Annotated in this window: 14 protein-coding genes; 6 read left to right on the top strand and 8 right to left on the bottom strand. The window is 70.0% G+C overall.

Translation table 11 applies throughout. The features are described 5' to 3' along the window. Positions 1-13: 13 nt before the first annotated feature. The gene (locus D7X99_RS17610; protein WP_121778782.1) at positions 14-3,067 is read right to left on the bottom strand and encodes a poly(A) polymerase; all 3,054 of its coding nucleotides are present in this window, start codon (positions 3,065-3,067) and stop codon (positions 14-16) included. 444 nt (positions 3,068-3,511) lie between these two features. On the opposite strand from D7X99_RS17610, the gene D7X99_RS17605 reads away from it, so the two are divergent. Continuing rightward, complete coding sequence (locus D7X99_RS17605) at positions 3,512-4,693, top strand: two-component regulator propeller domain-containing protein (RefSeq protein ID WP_233613472.1); 1,182 nt, start codon at positions 3,512-3,514, stop codon at positions 4,691-4,693. A gap of 10 nt (positions 4,694-4,703) precedes the next feature. On the opposite strand, the gene D7X99_RS17600 is transcribed toward D7X99_RS17605, so the two are convergent. Then, positions 4,704-5,435: an NAD-dependent deacylase gene (locus D7X99_RS17600; protein ID WP_121778780.1), complete on the bottom strand. Its 732-nt coding sequence runs from the start codon at positions 5,433-5,435 to the stop codon at positions 4,704-4,706. Positions 5,436-5,508: 73 nt separating this feature from the next. Between D7X99_RS17600 and D7X99_RS17595 the strand changes: the two genes are divergently transcribed. After that, positions 5,509-6,003 (top strand): GAF domain-containing protein, encoded by a 495-nt coding sequence (locus D7X99_RS17595; RefSeq protein ID WP_121778779.1) that lies wholly within the window; start codon positions 5,509-5,511, stop codon positions 6,001-6,003. Positions 6,004-6,016: 13 nt separating this feature from the next. On the opposite strand, the gene D7X99_RS17590 is transcribed toward D7X99_RS17595, so the two are convergent. Beyond that, positions 6,017-6,934 (bottom strand): pseudouridine-5'-phosphate glycosidase, encoded by a 918-nt coding sequence (locus tag D7X99_RS17590; RefSeq protein ID WP_121778778.1) that lies wholly within the window; start codon positions 6,932-6,934, stop codon positions 6,017-6,019. Between the two features lie 192 nt (positions 6,935-7,126). Here D7X99_RS17590 and D7X99_RS17585 point away from each other — a divergent pair, with 192 nt between their 5' ends. Then, positions 7,127-8,053, top strand: coding sequence for a DMT family transporter (locus tag D7X99_RS17585; RefSeq protein WP_121778777.1), 927 nt, complete (start codon positions 7,127-7,129; stop codon positions 8,051-8,053). 6 nt (positions 8,054-8,059) lie between these two features. Here D7X99_RS17585 and D7X99_RS17580 read toward each other — a convergent pair whose 3' ends face one another. The 3 genes from D7X99_RS17580 to D7X99_RS17570 form a co-directional block, all read right to left on the bottom strand. Next, positions 8,060-9,796, bottom strand: a complete 1,737-nt coding sequence (locus tag D7X99_RS17580) for an FHA domain-containing protein (RefSeq protein ID WP_121751550.1) — start codon at positions 9,794-9,796, stop codon at positions 8,060-8,062. A 66-nt stretch (positions 9,797-9,862) separates the two neighbouring features. Further along, complete coding sequence (locus D7X99_RS17575; protein WP_121778776.1) at positions 9,863-11,038, bottom strand: DUF2314 domain-containing protein; 1,176 nt, start codon at positions 11,036-11,038, stop codon at positions 9,863-9,865. After that, positions 11,035-11,649, bottom strand: a complete 615-nt coding sequence (locus tag D7X99_RS17570; RefSeq protein ID WP_121778775.1) for a deoxynucleoside kinase — start codon at positions 11,647-11,649, stop codon at positions 11,035-11,037. The genes D7X99_RS17575 and D7X99_RS17570 overlap by 4 nt, the downstream gene beginning before the upstream one ends. A 208-nt stretch (positions 11,650-11,857) precedes the next feature. Here D7X99_RS17570 and D7X99_RS17565 point away from each other — a divergent pair, with 208 nt between their 5' ends. The 3 genes from D7X99_RS17565 to D7X99_RS17555 all read left to right on the top strand — a co-directional run bounded on the left by D7X99_RS17565 (position 11,858) and on the right by D7X99_RS17555 (position 14,738). Further along, entirely contained in the window at positions 11,858-12,655 is a 798-nt protein-coding gene (locus tag D7X99_RS17565) for a 1-acyl-sn-glycerol-3-phosphate acyltransferase (protein ID WP_121778820.1), read from the top strand. Between the two features lie 25 nt (positions 12,656-12,680). Next, a complete protein-coding gene (locus tag D7X99_RS17560; protein WP_216671851.1) occupies positions 12,681-14,045 on the top strand; it encodes a lipopolysaccharide assembly protein LapB in 1,365 nt (454 codons plus the stop codon). Positions 14,046-14,177: 132 nt separating this feature from the next. Beyond that, positions 14,178-14,738, top strand: coding sequence for a hypothetical protein (locus tag D7X99_RS17555; RefSeq protein ID WP_169831930.1), 561 nt, complete (start codon positions 14,178-14,180; stop codon positions 14,736-14,738). Between the two features lie 128 nt (positions 14,739-14,866). Here D7X99_RS17555 and rplQ read toward each other — a convergent pair whose 3' ends face one another. Together rplQ and D7X99_RS17545 are read right to left on the bottom strand one after the other, a co-directional pair. Beyond that, positions 14,867-15,286, bottom strand: a complete 420-nt coding sequence (rplQ, locus tag D7X99_RS17550; protein ID WP_120567144.1) for a 50S ribosomal protein L17 — start codon at positions 15,284-15,286, stop codon at positions 14,867-14,869. A gap of 192 nt (positions 15,287-15,478) precedes the next feature. Then, entirely contained in the window at positions 15,479-16,501 is a 1,023-nt protein-coding gene (locus tag D7X99_RS17545; RefSeq protein WP_120574781.1) for a DNA-directed RNA polymerase subunit alpha, read from the bottom strand. Positions 16,502-16,520 lie beyond the last annotated feature (19 nt).

The raw sequence follows: 16,520 nt of genomic DNA, 5'->3' as shown, positions 1-16,520 counted from the left end.
CAGGTGACACGCGTCACGGAGCGGGAGTGTCGCTCCGTGCGCTGTCATTGCCACGTATCCATTCGACCTGGAGCACCGCGCCGGATGGGCGGTGCGTCCATTCCTGGAACGACGCGCGGAAGGCCTCCACGGCCGCGAACAACGGACTGGACGGATGCCAGGACAACGCAGCCGCGTCCCGCGCTTCACGCACCTCCAGACCGATGAGCAGCGCTCCTGAAGCCTGTGCGGGTTGCAGCGGGCGCACGGAGAGACGACGGTCTCCTTCCAGCCGATACACCAGGGCCGTGACGTGTCCGAGGATCCACCCCGCGACGACCTCCCGGTCCTCGGCGGTGGGCGCATCGACGGACAGGCGCAACGCGACGGGTGGAGCCTCGTTGGCGCTCAGAGGCTGGAAGAGCGCCGCCCAGGCGGAAGGCGTGCGTGAGGCCCGGGCCTTGGCCACGAGCTCGCGAGCACGGAGCAGTTCCTCCCGGATGACGCGGTAGGTGGACCGCGACACGTTGCGCGCGGTGTTTCGAGCAGGGAGCGCGGGGGCGATGACGGGCAGGAGGTCGCGCTTTCCTTCGGGCCGGTAGCGCGCCGTTTCGGGAGTGAGCGTCACGGGCTGCGGCCAAGGCCAGGAGGCGAAGGTTCCGAAGAAGTGCGCGAGCAGCGCCGCGTCGGACCGCATGGCATCCGGAGTCGCGCGGGTGCAGGCCCAGGCCGCGAGCAGCGTCCACGACAACCCGCCGAGGTAGCCCAGCGCGTGCGAGTAGATGCCCCGGGCCCGGGCCCAGGTCTTCACCGCGCGCATCAGGGTCCGGAACCGCGCGGTCCGTTCGGCGTCACGGGCGACGGCGTCCATCAGGCCCAACGTGTCCGCCAGGCCCAGCACTGCGCGGAGGCCCGCGGGGTCGAGCCGCTCGCCGTGCTGCTCGATCAGCGTCAGGGGATCCTCCGGGGGCACGCCCTCCGGACGGCTCGCATAGGCCAGGTCGAAGCTCACGCCTCCGAGGGACAGCTTCACCAGTGGGATGGCGGCGTCCGCCACATAGCGGGCAGTGCCCGGTGCCAGTTCCTGGAGGAGCGCTCGCGCGAAGTCATCGCGGGACAGGCTCGCCGGTCCGATGGCGACCGCGTCCACGTCACTGCCCGCGCCATCCGTACCCAGGAGATAGGAGCCATACGGATGCAACGTGGCGCCGATCCGTTCGCAATGCTGACGCAGTTGCTCCACCGCCGCGGTCCTGGCGGCGTGTCCTTCGTGTGACTCGGCGGCGCCGATGGAAGCCAGTGCATCGCGCAGCGGAGCGTCTTCGTGCTCCGGGATTGCGCGGGGCGCCTGTGCCAGGGGAATGCGCCGGATGACCTCGAAGGGCGTGTCACCCTTCCTCCGGATGAGGCAGAGCTCGCCCACGCGGAACTTCAGCGGCCGCCATGCGCGCTGCCACTCGCCGAGCGTGCGGACGATGTCCGCGGAGAGCGGGAGCTGTCCCACGGAGAGATGGGGCGTGAAGCCACCGTGAGCGGACGAGGCGCATTCGGGAAGGGCCGCCACGAGCTTCGCGTGCAGGGCCGCCAGCGCGTCGGAGGGCTGGTCGTCAGGGCGGAGCCACGCTGTCGCATTGGCGCGGTGCTCGAAGTGGCCGAACGTGGAGAGCGTCACGTCGAAGGGTTCGACGCCTTGGAGGGCATCCAGGAGGATGGCTTCCGCCGTCTCGAAGTCCTCTTCCGGAACGAAGGGATACAGCAGCGTGATGTGAGGCATCCACCGCTGGAACTTCGCGTCGTGCTTCTTGCGCAGCGCCTGGATGGGGCCCCAGACGTCGTCAGGAGGGATGAGCACCAGGGCCGTGTGATGGACCAGCGCCGTGGAGGGCGCCTCGCGAGACTCGATAGCCTTACGGCGCAGGACACAGCGCAGGCCGAAGTGATCCGAAGCGAAGAGGGCCTGTCCGCCAGGCCCGGGAAGTCCCGCCAGGGGTGCTTCGCCGAAGAGTTCAACGGACTCAGGAGCGAGTCGGCCTGAAGCAGACGCCACCAGCACCCGGTCCAACCGTCGCAACGTTCCCGAGACGGTGGTGAGCGCCGCCAGGCTGTTCAACCGGGGGTTGAACGTCTCCCCCGCTTCCGAAGGTCTCAGCGAGGACCACGCATCCACGAATCCGGCGCGCGCGAAGGACTCCGCTTCTGGAGCTCCGTCACCGAAGTTGAAGTCACCGGCCAGCACCAGGTCCGAGGCCTCGGTCTCGCTCGTGGAGCCGAGCACGCGGGCCCATTCGAGGAGGGCCTCGACCTGGACGGCGCGCGCGGAGGCTCCGGACGCATCCCGGTCGCTCGTCAGGTGCGGAGTGGCCACCCACAGCGCTCCGCCCGACAGGTGCAGCTCGGCGGCGATGATGCGCTTGTCGCGGGAGAAGACGCGCTGCCACAAGGAGGCGATCGGCACGCGCGACAGGAGCACCTGTCCGTAGGGCGTCACGGTCTGCGCGCCGGGCCCTTCAGACATCCAATAGTGCTCGCGCACCCTGGGTTCGGAGAGCAGCGCTTTGAGGAACGACGGGGTGACTTCCTGGAGCGCGATGACGTCCGCGTTGGTCTCACGGAGCAGCGCGAGCGCCGCCGGGATCCTGCGTTCGGTCGCCAGCAACTGCGCGTCGTACAGGTCGAAGAGGACGTTGAAGGTGGCGACGGTGAGCGCCGCCGCGGTGGGAAGCGCGTGGCCCGGCTCACGAGAGGCCTGGGTCCACGCTCCCGAGCGCGCGTCGTACCGCCATGAGGGCAAGGGCGTGAACCCCGGCACCGTGACGGGCTGGGGTGGCGCGGTCTCTTCTGTGGGACGGGCGTTGCTCAGGAGATCAATGCGCGCCTTGCGGTCCCACACCACCAGGGTCCCCCGCTTGAAGTACCAGACGCGGTGCCACGGAATCTCGCCGTCGGGGACGAACGCCTCGAAGGGCATCTCCTCCAGCGCGCCGCGGTGAGCGTCGTAACCGACGACGAACTCGCGGGCGTCATGCCGCGAGTCCCACCGGATCCGGTGATACACCTCGCGGCTGGTCGTGAAGCGTTCCTGGGACATGGCGGGGCTCGTGGCGAAGGGTACTGGAAGGCACGCCAAGATGGGCCGCGCACGCGCCGCGTTGACGCGAGGAATTGAACGAGCCTGACGCGAAACACGCTGGCCCATGTCTTGCCATGAAGCCCTCATGGAGGAAGACACGGAATGGGTATTCGCGCAGGCGTGGTGGGGGCGGGGTTGGTGTTCATGTCTTTGCTATCGGTGGGTTGCAGCGACCAATCCCCGACAATCGATCCGCAGGAGGGGCCCGTCACGGATCCGTCCGATGGAAACGAAGTTCCCTCGCTCCCCCCTCCGGGTTCCCTTCCGGACGCCGGCACGCTCCCTCCAGATGAAGATGGCGGGACACCTGATGCCGGAGAAACTCCCGACGCGGGGACGCCGCCAGATCCCGATGCCGGCACCGGCGAGACGCCCGACGCAGGGCCCTGGCCCACGGACGCGGTGCTCGACTACACGCGCTCGTTCGGCGCCGGCACTCCCCAGAGCGTCGGCGTTGATGAAGGCCTCAACATCTGGCTCCTGGACGGCCGCCGCATCGGCGTGCTGCGCCCGGGCGACACCCGGCCCACGTGGAGCTCCAACGTCGGGCAGGCGGCGGAGCCATTCGGCCCGGACACGCTCGCGACGGGTTCCACCGTCATCTGCGGCGGTGAAGCCGGACGCGCGTACGTGGGCTACTCCGCCAACGAGATGAAGCGCGCCGAGGGCATCGAGCAACGCACGTACATCCCCTGGAGAGGCGAGGCGGGCTACTCCGCCGAGCGCTTCGCCGAGTACCGGAAGGGAGACCTCGACGCGGTCCGCCTCCAGACTGACGGCAGCGTCAAACTCGAGGAGCACCTCTGGCGCACCACCGGCGCGTCGAACGCGGGCCGCGAGGCGGGCATCCACAACACCAATGACTTCCACTACGAGGAGGACCGCTCCGTCCTCAACTGCGCTCGCGTGACTCGCGGCCGCGACCGTGGCGACCTCTACATCACCACCAACCACGGCGTGACGCGCGTCCAGGGGCTCACGTACAACAGCCACCGCCACCCGGGCTGGTACCTCTTCGAGGACGGCTCGGAATGGGGCTCGCTGCAGTGCCCCTACATGCACGGCCTGGGCATCGGGCAGAACGGTGACGTCCTCGTCGCCAACGAGCAGATGGTCGGCGTGCTCGTGCCCAGCCCCAAGCTGGAGGACTGGGACCGCGAGCAAACCTGGGAAGGCCCCACACCCTGGTCGTTCAAGAGCTACAACGACGCGCTCAACGGTCAGACCACCGACGACTACTGGCGCGCCTTCGAACAGGTCCGCTCGGGCCGCTACTACCTGGGCAGCGAGCAGTACGGCGTCTGGGCGCTGACGCCGAAGAACCGCTCCACGGGAAGCTGGTCGAAGCTCGCGGGGCTGCCGACCAACCGCATCCGCTCGCTCAAGGCGACGGACGACGGCGCGCTCTACATCGGCACGGACGGCACCGGCCTCTGGCGACTGGAAGCGGACGGCACCACGCTGGCCCAGGTGCGGGATGTGTCCGGCCAGCGCGTGCTGCAGATGGTCTACGAACCCACCGTGACGCCGAGCATGCTGCTCGTCCTCACCGACAAGGGGCTCAAGGTCCTCCGGGGACCGTAAGCCCAGGCCCTCAGGCGAGCTTCGCCAGGGTGGGCAGCACCTGTCCGCTCTGTCCCTGCACGAAGTGGTGGAAGCGCTCCGTGTTCGCGGCGGACTCGTAGTTCACGAGCCACGTGTCCCCGCGCACGGAGCGCACCTCGTCCACGATGCCCGCCGCGGGCCACACCGCTCCGGACGTGCCCGCGGCCAGGAACACCAGCCGCGTGCCGTCGTTGCGCGTGATGAACTCGCCAATGCGAGCCAGGTCCTTGGGGTCCAGCATCTCCCCGAACCAGACGATGTCCGGCCGCAGCCGGCCTCCGCAGCCGTCGCACTTCGGCACCGTGCCCGACGGGTGCACGGAGGTGTCTGCGAAAGGCGCACGCTGGCAGTCCGCGCACTTCGTGCGGAAGAGGTTGCCGTGCATGTCCACCACGCGCTGGCTGCCCGCCTTGGTGTGCAGGCCGTCCACGTTCTGCGTGGTCAGGAGGAAGCGGTCACCCAGGTGCTGCTCCCAGCGCACCAGCGCGTCGTGGCCCGGGTTGGGCTTCACGTCCGCCGCCCCCGTCCGACGCTGCGAGTAGAAACGCCAGACGAGCGCGGGGTTCGTCTCGAAGCCCTGCGGGGACGCCACCGCCTCCACGGGGTGGTTCTCCCACAGCCCGTTCATGCCCCGGAAGGTGGGCACCCCGCTCTCCGCGGAGACTCCGGCACCGGTGAGCACGAGCAGGCGGGTTTTCGAATCCAGGACGAGCGGTTCCACACGACCTCCAGTGCCAGCCGGCACGAGGGTTGTTAGAAGGGGCGGGTCGGAATTCCTGACAGAGGACCCCATCATGGCCGAAGTCACCCTGGATCTGCGCGGTCAGCCCAAGACAGAGGCATACGCAGAGCTGAAGACCCACGCGCTCGCCATCCTCGAAGGCGTGGATGACGACATCTGCGCGATGGCGACGATGAGCTGCCTGCTGCACAACGCCTTCGGCCACCTGTGGACCGGCTTCTACCGGGTCGTGACGCCCGGGAAGCTGCTGCGCGTGGGCCCCTACCAGGGGACGCTCGGGTGCCTGGAGATCACCTTCGGAAAGGGCGTGTGCGGCACGTCCGCGGCGAAGGGCGAGACGGTGGTGGTGGCGGACGTGCACGCCTTCCCAGGTCACATCACCTGCGACGGCCGCTCCGCGTCTGAAATCGTGGTGCCGGTGTACGGGCGCAACCGCGAGCTGCTCGCCGTGCTCGACATCGACTCCGAGCACAAGAACACCTTCGACGACGTGGACCGCGCGGCGCTGGAGGACCTGATGTCCTGGTTCCAGCACCGCACGGCCTGATTCCGCGCGGCGTTCAGCGCTTCGAGAGACGGGCGTAGGCCACGGCCAGCGCCCCCGCGAAGCGCGCGTTGTTCTCCAGGAGCGCCAGGTTCGTCTTGAGGGTCTTGCCCCCGGTGCGCTTCGCCATCTCGCCCAGGAGGAACGGCGTCACGGCCTTGCCGCGAACGCCCTGCCGGTCCGCATCCGCCAGCGTCGACGCGATGTGCAGCTCCACGTCATTGCGAGGCAGCGCGGCCTCCACCGGAGGCGGCACGGTGTAGAGCACTCCGCCCTGCCCCAGCATCTCGAAGCGTGCATGGGCGATGCGCGCGGCGGTCTCCGCGTCGTCCGCGCGGTGCTCCAGGGAGAGGCCGGACTCGCGGCTGTAGAAGGACGGCAGTTCGTTCGTGCCCACACCGATGACGGGCACGCCCGCGGTCTCCAGAAGCTCCATCGTCTTGGGCAGGTCCAACACGGACTTGGCCCCCGCGCACACCACGGCGACGGGGTAGCGAGACAAGGCCGCGATGTCCTGCGAGATGTCCCAGTGCTCGGAAGCGCCCCGGTGCACGCCGCCGATGCCACCGGTGGAGAAGATGCGGATGCCCGCCGCCGCGGCCAGCTCGCACGTGGCGCTCACGGTGGTGCCGCCACTGGCGCGGGTGGCCACCGCCACGGCCAGGTCGCGCGAGCCCACCTTGAGGAGCTTCTCCTTGCCCTCGGCCAGGCGGCGCAGCGTGGCGTCCTCCAGGCCAATCCACACCTCGCCGTCCACGAGCGCGATGGGCGCGGGCACGGCGCCGGCGCGGCGGATGGCCTCCTCGCACGCGCGAGCAGCAGCCAGGTTGTCAGGGTACGGAAGGCCCTGCGCGACGACGCTCGTCTCCAGTGCCACCAGCGGCTGCCCGGAGTCCTTCGCGCGCCGCACCTCGTCCGAATAGCGGAAGTCCATGGACGGGCATTTACGCCATGGCCCGGGCGGCCGGACAAGCACGGGCGTGGGGAAACGTCGGCGTGACATCGCCTCACGCGGCCCGGAGCACCGCGCGTGCGTGTCACCGGACAGGGAAGCGGCGCGGCCCCGCGTGTTCGTTGCAGCTCCGTCGGTTGCATCCGGGCTCGCGCCGCCCTATGCCCCGCCGCCGTGAGCACCTCGTCGCCCGCGGTCGCAGCGCCTGCCCGTCTCCTCTCCGCCTCCGACCTGGCGATGATCGCCGTCGTGGTCGTCTGGGGGACGAACTACACCCTGGTGAAGGACGCGCTGGAGGGCATGCCGGCGCGGGCCTTCATGTCGCTGCGCTTCGGGCTCGCGGCGCTCGCGATGGGGCTCGTGCTGCTTGCGGTGGAAGGCCACAAGCCGATGCCGTGGAAGACGTTCCTGCGGCTCACCGCGCTGGGGTTCGTGGGCAACACGCTGTACCAACTGTGCTTCATCGAAGGCCTCTCGCGCACCACGGCGGCCAACAGCGGCATGCTCACGGCGGTGAGCCCGGTGGTGACGGCGGCATTGGGTGCCGCGCTGGGCATCGAGCGGCTGCGGCGCCCGGTCGTCGCGGGGCTCTCGCTCGCGGTGGTGGGCACGCTGCTGGTCGTCGGCGCGCGAGGTCCGAACCTGGGCGCGGAGACCTGGACAGGTGACGCGCTGATTGTCGGCAGCTCGCTGTGCTGGTCCATCTACACGGTGGGCACGCGAGCCGTGGGAGAAGGCATCTCCGCGCTGCGCGTCACCGCCATCACCATGCTCACGGGAGCTCCGGGCGTTGTGCTGGCCGGCGCGTCCCAGGTCGTCGCGATGGACGCGTCGCGAGTGAGTGCCGCGGGCTGGGTGGCGCTCGTGTACTCGGCGCTGGTGCCGCTGGTGCTCGCGTACTTCGTGTGGTTCCGCAGCGTGCAGCAGGTGGGCACCAACCGCACGACGCTCTACGGCACCGGCATCCCCGTGGTCGCCGCCCTCACCGCCTGGGCCGTCCGCGGTGAACGCCCCACCCTGTTCCAGATGCTCGGCGCGGCGCTCATCCTCACGGGCGTGTTGATCAGCCGCCGCAAGGACAGCGTCATCACCAAGGCCTGACCGCGCTCAGCCGCGAGTCCCCCGCTCGAGCGTCAGCCCATACTCCTCCATCTTCCGGTCGAGCGTGGGCCGGCTGATGCCCAGCAACTCGGCCGCGCGGACCTTCTTCCATCCGGATTCGCGAAGCGCCTCCGCGATGGCGTCGCGCTCCAGGCGGGCCACCTGCTCCTGCAACGTGCGAGGCGCCTGCCCCACCGCGCCCTCGCGCACCTCTGGAGGCAGCTGCGGGATGCCCACGTGGCCCGCCGCGTACACGCGTCCCAGCCGCTCCGCGACCAACTCCAGCTCGCGCACGTTCTGCGGCCACGGATACTCCGCCAGCAGGCGCCGGGCCTCGGGTCCCAGCACTGGAGCCTCCCGCCCGCCCTGCCGGGCACCGCGCAACGCGAAGTGCTCCAGCAGCACCGGCACGTCCCCCCGCCGCTCGCGAAGGGGCGGGACCTCCAGCTCGAAGCCCGTAAGCCCCCGGGCCAGCGCCGCGTCGAACTCTCCCCGGGAAGCGAGCCGCGACACCGGCGAGCCACTGGTGGCGACGATGCGCACGTCCACGGGCTCCTCTCCGCCCTGCCGCGCCGGAGCCGCGCGCCGGGCCAGCATCCGCGCCAGCCGCTCCGCCGCCGGCCGGGGAAGCGCCTCCACGTGGCGCAAAAGCAGCGTGCCCGCGTCCGCGCGAAGCACCGCGGAGGTGACCGGAGGCTGGCCGGGCGCGCCCGCTCGGCCGAAGAGCGCCACCTCCACCGCCTCCAGGGACTGCCGGCACTCCACCGTCACCCACGGCCCCAGCGCACGCGGAGACTTCCCATGGAGGAAGTGCGCCAGCAGCGCCTTGCCCGTGCCCGGCTCGCCATGCAGCACCACCGGAGCGGCGCTGCCCGCCGCCCGCCGAGCCTCCTCCACCACGCCCCGGAACGCCCGCGACGTCCCCAGCGGCGTCACCCACGGCGTCTCCGCGGCCTCCGCCTCGCCGCGAGAGCGCACCGCCGTATAGGCCTCGCCACCCAGCCGTCCCAGCGACGCGAGCAACTGGCCCTCGCCCTCGGTGAACGGCGACTCCTCGCGCTCCACGTACAGCACCCCGAAGGGCATCCCGCCCGAAGCCACCAGCGGCGAGCACAGCGCCGTGTCCGTGCGCCCCAATTCCTTGCGCTCCAGCGCCGCCTGCACCAGCGCGCGAGGCACCTCCACGGAAGCCGCGCCGGACACCGCCGCCGTGCGCAGCCCCTCCGGCCCGCTCAGGAGCGCCGCGGCGCGGTCCGCGTTGAGCGCGTGCGCCATCTCCTCCGACAGCCGCCGCAGCACCATGGCCTCGCTGGTGGCCCCCAGCAGCGCCGTCCCCGCCGAGTACATCGCCGCTGCCGCGCCCACGTGCGGCAGCACCTCTTCGATGGGCACGTGCGCCGGCTCCGGAGCGACCACGCCGGAGGGCTCGTCGACAATGGACACCGGCGGCGGCTCGTACACCGCGATGGTGGCGCCCACGCGCATCCGGTCACCCGGCCGCAGCACCGCCTCTTCCTGGAGCGCCAGCCGCTGCCCGTTGAGGAGCGTGCCGTTGGTGGAGCCCAGGTCGCGCAGCCGCACCTGTCCCGCGACGGTGTCCAGGAACAGCTGCGCGTGGCGGCGCGACACCTGGTCGTCTTCCAGCGGGATGTCGCAGGAGGGACTGCGGCCGAGGGTCAGCTGGGAGACGACCTCGTACCGGCGCCCCGCTGACGGGCCTGTGAGCAGCAGCAATGCCGGCATGCGGACGGGCAGCCTAGCAGCGCCCCTCGGGGCGCCCGCAAGACGCGTCGGGTTGGACGCGCAGCGCTACATGGGACGTTCGGCGTTCAAAAGAGCGCGCAGCTCGGACTCGTTGAGCGCGCGGCCCTCTCGGGCGATGGCCAGGGCGTTGATCTGCTTCTCCTCCACCTCCACGTGGGCCCCCTTGCGCCACTCCGTGGTGTGCACCGCGCCATCCACCAGCCGGCCCACGACGGAGCCCTCGTCCCGGGCCACCGCCTCCAGCCACAGGTTCTCCACCACCACCTCGCCCTCCGGGTGTGTCTCGAAGGGGGCCCGCACCAGGAACGTGAGGGGCTCCATCAACCCCTTGCGCTGGAAGCGCGCCAGGAACGCGGGCAACAGCGCCTGCGCCTCCTCGTGCATGGCCTGGGTCTGCTCGGCCGGCTCCTTGGCGAAGCGCTCCCGGTACGTCGACAGGAGCTCCGCCGTGTTGTGCCGGCCCAGGAGCGACACCACCGTGAGGAACAGCCCCTCGTGGCCATCGAAGGCATCCAGGGGCACCCCCAGCAGGTTCGCGCGGGCCTCTTCCGACGGCACCAGGGTGAAGCTCTGGCCCTCGCTGGTGGCCACCTCCGAGCGCAGCGCCGGCCCCTGCGCGAACGCCAGGTCCGTGCACAGCTCGTGGAGGAAGCTCTCCGCGGCCAGCAGGTCGCCCTCGCCCAGGTGGAAGATCTCCACGTCGCGCGCGCCGAACTTCTCCATCCCGTGCGAGTGCACCCACAGCGGCGTGTCCCCTTCCGCCAGCTCGATGGCGTGCAGGTGCACGTGGTCGCGGATGTCGAAGTCCAGCTCGGTGATTTCGACCACGTCCTCGGGCTCGTGCAGCTTGAACGCCGTCAGGTCCACGAGCACGCCCGGCGCCTGCTCCATCAGCGTGCGCACGGTCCACAGCGCCTCGAAGACGGGCAGCGTGGGCTGCGCGCCGCCCGGCTCCAGGAGGAACGCGTAGCAGGCCTGCGACTTCTCCACGCGCGCGAAGGCCTCCGGGCTGCCGCTGAACAGCTCCTGGGGGACGCGAGGCCGGCCGTCGCTCAGGGGCTTGAGGACCACCTTCACCTCCGAGCCATCCGCCCGCACGGTGAAGCCCCAGTCGCCCTCGTGCGGCACGAACTCTACCTCGTCCGTCGCGAACGCCGCGCGCAATGCGTCCAGGGCTGGCGGCACGGACTGCTCGGTGGCCAGGACGTAGACCTCCTTCACAGGTGCTTCTCTATCTGTCGGAAGAGGTCCACGCGGTCCACCAGGTTGGTGAGGTAGTCCAGCTTGTCCGTCCCCAGCACCAGCACCGGTGACAGCGAATAGCCCTCGAACCACTCCTCGTAGAGGGCGTTGAGGCGCTTCAGGTAGGCGGTCGGGATGTCCTTCTCCATGGTCCGCCCGCGCAGGCGGATGCGCTCCTTCAGGGTGATCACCGGGCAGCGCAGGTAGATCATCAGGTCGGGCGGCCGGAGCGACTGGGAGATGCTCTGGTACAGCTCCCAGTAGGTGGACCAGTCGCGCTTGTCGATGAGCCGCTGCCGGTGCAGGTTCTTGGCGAAGATCTCCGCGTCCTCATAGAGGGTCCGGTCCTGGAGCACGGTGCCCGGCGTGCGCTCCAGTTCCCGGTGCAGGCGGAACTTGTGCGTCAGGAAGAAGAGCTGTGAGCGGAACGCCCACGTCTTCATGTCCTTGTAGAAATCCGCGAGATAGGGGTTCTGGTCATTGGGCTCGAAGGACGGCGTGAGGCCGTACTTCCGGCACAGGAAGGACGTGAGCTCCGTCTTTCCGGCTCCGATGTTGCCCGCGATGGCGATGAACTTTTTCCTGGCCACGCCACCCTTGCTTGTAACCCCGGCGAGCGGCATTCACCAGAAACAATGGCAGGGGGAGCCATGGTAGATAAAGTGCATGCCCCCGCCCCGTTCCGCACGTCCAGGAGCCGGCGCCTGCGCCGCGCCGCCTGGCTGCCCGACCGGTGAGCGGCACCCCCGGGGCCCTTCCGGCGCTCAGGCCCCCCGGTAGGAGGAAAGGCGACGCATGTTGCGCAAGCTGTGGTGCATCCTGGTGGTCATGGTGTGGTCCCCGATCAGCTTCACCCTCGCATGCCTCGCGATGCTGGTGACGCTCAACCCGTCGCGCTCGGTATGGGTCGCCCGATGGATCTGGTCGCCCGTGCTCCTGTGGGCCGGTGGCGCGAAGCTGGAGGTCATTGGCGGGGAGAACGTGGACCCGAAGCGGCCCACCATCTACGTCGGCAACCACATGTCCTCACTCGACATCCCGGCCCACTTCTTCGCCGTGCCGGTAGACTTCCGTTTCGTCGCCAAGTCGCAGCTGCGCTTCGTGCCGTTCATCGGCTGGTACCTCTGGCTCGCGGGCCACGTCTTCATCAACCGCGGAGACCGTTCGTCCGCCATCGCGTCGCTTGAAAAAGCAGCCCGGAAGATCCGCGCGGGCACCAGCATCTTCCTGTACCCGGAGGGCACCCGCTCCCCGGACGGCCGCGTGCTGCCCTTCAAGAAGGGCCCCTTCGCGCTCGCGCTCAAGGCCCGCGTGCCCATCTGCCCCGTCACCATCGAGGGCACCGACGACGTGATGCCCAAGAACTCGTGGAACATCACCCCCGGCCCGGTGCGCGTGAAGATTGGCCGCCCCATCGACACCAGCGGCTTCGCGGACAACGACCGCGAGGGCCTGGCCCGCGCCGTGCGCGAACAGATCATCGCCGACAGCCTCTCCCTGGGCGGCAAGGGCGGTGACCCGGACACCGCCGTCGCCGCGCCGAACCGCGAGGGCGTCGCCCAACGCACCTCCTCCGTCACCACCAAGGCCTCCTGAGCTCCCCGTGCCCCAGACGCTTCCCTTGAACCGCCTCCGCACGCTCCGCTGGCCCGCCGCCCTCCTGGGGCTGGGGCTGCTCGCCACCGGCTGCGGCCATGGCCAGTCCCAGGCCCCCGCGCTGTCTCCCCAGGCCCAGGCGCGCGCCTACCTGGACGGCAACCAGCCGGATGAGGCGGTGAAGCTCCTGCGGGAGTTGCACGCGCGCACGCCGGACGACGTGGACGTCGCTCGCGCCCTCACCGAGGCCCAGGTAAAGGCCGGCCGCGCGGACGCCTGGGCGGAGGAGCTGCGCCAGGCCATCGCGAAGGACGAGCGCGCGGTGGACCAGTACATGCTGGGCCTGACGCTCTTCTCGCGGGCCCGGGACGCGGGGGCCCCCACCGTGGCCGCCTTCGAGCGCGCCATCGCGCTGTCCCCCACCACCGCGGAGTTCCATTACCGCCTGGGCGTGGCGCGCCTGGAGTCGGAGCAGTACGCCGCCGCCCTGGGCCCGCTGCGCAAGGCCGTGGAGATGGCCCCGGAGCGCGCGGGCTGGAAGCTGCCCTTGGCCAAGGCCCTGGCCCGCACAGGCGACACGACGGGCGCCGTGGAGGCCCTGGGCACCGTCGTGCGCGGCAGCCCCACCCCCGCGGAGGTCGCCACCGCACGGGCGCTGATGAACCCGCTGGCGGACCCATTCCAGAACTTCCCCAAGGCGGCGGAGGCGAAGCTCGAGGAGGGCATGCGCTACCTGCACGAGCTGGACGCGCCCCAGCACGCCCTCATCGCCTTCGAGGAGATCCTCCACGACTACCCGGACCTGGCCGTGGTGCACGCCCTCCTGGGGCTGGCCTACCAGCGCCTGGATGACGCCGGCCGCGCCGTGGACGAATTCAAACAGGCCATCGAGCGCGCCCCCCAGGACGGCAAGAACCAGCTCTACCTGGGGGAGCTGTACCTGTCGCGCCAGCGCACGGAAGCGGCGCGCACCGCCTTCGAGAAGGCCGCGGCGCTCAACCCGCTGCTGGACCTGGCCTGGTTCCGCCTGGGCGACATGCGCCTGGAGGCCCGGGACCTGGACACCGCGAAGGAGGCCTTCCAGGTGGCCGTGACGCTGGCGCCGGACTCGGCGGCCGCGCGCGGCAAGCTGTCGCTCGTGTACCAGTTGCAGGGGGACTACACGGCCGCGCAGCGCGAGCTGAAGGCCGTGGCGGACAAGGACCCGGAGAACACCGAGTTCGCCCTGCGCCTGGGCCTGCTCTACACCGAGGAGGCCCAGAAGGCCCGCCGCCCCGAGGACCGCCAGAAGGCCGCGAGCGAAGCGGAGCGCTGGCTGGGGAAGGTGCTGGAGACCCAGCCCGACAACGCGGTGGCCAGCAAGGCGCTGCAGGTGCTCAAGGGCCAGTAGCCACCGGCGCACCGGCCCCTCTACACTCCGCCTCCGATGAGCGACGCGCGCAAACCCGCCCCTCCCAGCACCCCGCCGCCCCGGACGCCGTCCAATCCCGGCACCCAGCCCCGTGCGGCCACCAGCCCCGGCATGCGCGCCGTGAGCGCCGCCCGCATGGCCCCGCTGGAGAAGCCGAAGCCGGAAGGCCCCCTGGGCAAGCGCGTCGCCGCGGAGACGTCCAACGTCGTCCTCAACGCCTTCTCCATCCTGAAGGAGCAGTTCGCGGACTTCCGCGCGAGCAACCGCTTCTTCAAGTACAAGGCCGGCATCGTCGCGGGCTGGCTCATCCTGTCCGTCGCCAGCTTCGGCATCGCGTGCCCGGGCAGATCCCTGGACACGGGTGACATGGACGCGCGCCTGGTGCTCAGCGACAAGTTGGACCGGCCCTCCGTCACCATCTGGAACGAGAGCAAGGACGTCTGGCGCGACGTCATCATCACCGTGAACAACGAGTACAAGGCGGTGGTGGCGGAAGTGCAGCCCGGCAACTTCGTCACCATCACGCCCAAGCAGCTCCTGGGGAAGACCGGCGGCGCCGCGCCCGCGGACCTGCGCTTCCAGGCGCTGACGATGAAGAGCGCGGACGACAAGGCCGACCTCACGCCTTCCCTCCAGGAAGAGTGGCAGCGCCTCCTCGCGCCGAAGAAGTAGCCCGCCCCGGGCGCCCCTCCAGACGCCGGAAACACGAAGGGCGCCCTCCTGAAGCAGGAAGGCGCCCTCGGTGCTTCTTCAGCCCGTCCAGGCCTCACTCACGTGAGACCCGGGCGGCGGGGAACGGCTCAACCCTCGGTCTTCGCCTCGGCGGGAGCCTCGGTCGTCTCAGCGGCGGCCGGGGCCTTCGCGGGACGATCCACCAGCTCGATGAGGGCCATCTCCGCGGCGTCGCCCCGGCGGAAGCCCAGGCGCACGATGCGGGTGTAGCCACCCGGACGGGAGGCGTAACGCTCCTTGTACTCGCTGAACACCTTCTGGAGGACCGTGCGGTCCTTCACGGTGCGGGCAGCAAGGCGCACGTTGGACAGGCCACCACGCTTGGCGAGCGTGATGATGCGCTCGGCCAGCGGACGGACTTCCTTCGCCTTGGGAACGGTGGTGCGGATGGCCCCGTGCTCCAGCAGGGACGTGACCATGTTGTTCAGCATCGCGAGACGGTGGCTCGTGGTGCGGTGCAGCTTCCTTTGTCCGACCTTGTGGCGCATGCGCGTGCTCCGGGGCCTCGTCTTGAGAACCCCACCACTCCGGCCGTATCAGGTACCGGGTGGGAAGGACGGCCCCGACACCGGGGGCCGCCGTTGAATCGGGCCCTGTGTACCAGGGCCCCCTGCCTTCGCGCCACCGTGAAGCCGTGTCGGTGGGAAGCCAAGGCAGGTGCTTCAGGAAACAACGACGCTTCAGGCCTTGGGAGCCGCGGGAGCCGGCGCGTTCTTCGGCGGCCAGTTCTCCAGCTTCATGCCCAGGGACAGACCCATCTCCGCGAGGATCTCCTTGATCTCCTTCAGAGACTTGCGGCCGAAGTTCTTCGTCTTGAGCATCTCCGCCTCGGTGCGCTGGACCAGGTCACCGATGGACTTGATGTTCGCCTGCTGCAGGCAGTTGGCCGAACGCACCGACAGCTCCAGCTCGTCCACCGAGCGGAACAGGTTCTCGTTGAGCTTGGCCTCTTCCTTCGGCGCCTCGGCGACGACCGGCTCCTCGGTCTCGTCGAAGTTCACGAACACCGTGAGCTGCTCCTTGATGATCTTCGCCGCGTACGCCACCGCGTCCTGCGGCACCACGGAGCCGTCCGTCCAGACCTCGAGCGACAGCTTGTCGAAGTCCGTGACCTGACCGACGCGCGCGTTGGTGACCTGGTAGTTCACCTTGCGGATGGGCGAGAAGAGCGAGTCGATGGGGATGGTCCCGATGGGCGCGCCCGCCACCTTGTTCGTGGACGCCGGCACGTAGCCACGGCCGCGGCGGCACATCAGCTCCATGCGCACCTTGCCACCCTCGGACACGGTGCAGATGTGGTGACCCGGGTTCAGGATTTCGACGTCCTGGTCCGCGATGAGGTCGCCCGCCTTCACTTCCTTGGGGCCTTCCACCTCGATGCGCAGCGTCTTCGTCTCGTTCGTGTGCATCCGGAGGAGGACCTCCTTCAGATTCAACACGACGTCCGTGACGTCCTCGGCCACCTCGGGGATGGTCGTGAACTCGTGGTCCACGCCCTCAATCTTCACGGAGGTGATGGCCGCGCCCTGCAGCGACGACAGCAGCACCCGCCGCAGCGAGTTGCCCAGCGTCGTCCCGAAGCCGCGCTCCAGCGGCTCCGCCACGAACTTGCCGTACGTGGGGCTCAGCGAGTCCTGGTCCACTTCCATGCGGCGCGGCTTGATGAGGTCGCGCCAGTTCTTCGCAACAAACGTGTCGGCCATGGGGACGGCTCCTCTGGTC

The organism is Corallococcus sp. AB032C (genome assembly GCF_003668935.1).
Taxonomy (GTDB): Bacteria; Myxococcota; Myxococcia; order Myxococcales; family Myxococcaceae; genus Corallococcus; species Corallococcus exiguus.
The sequence above is the reverse complement of the archived record's forward strand: the minus strand, read 5'-3'. Positions and strand labels throughout refer to the sequence as shown.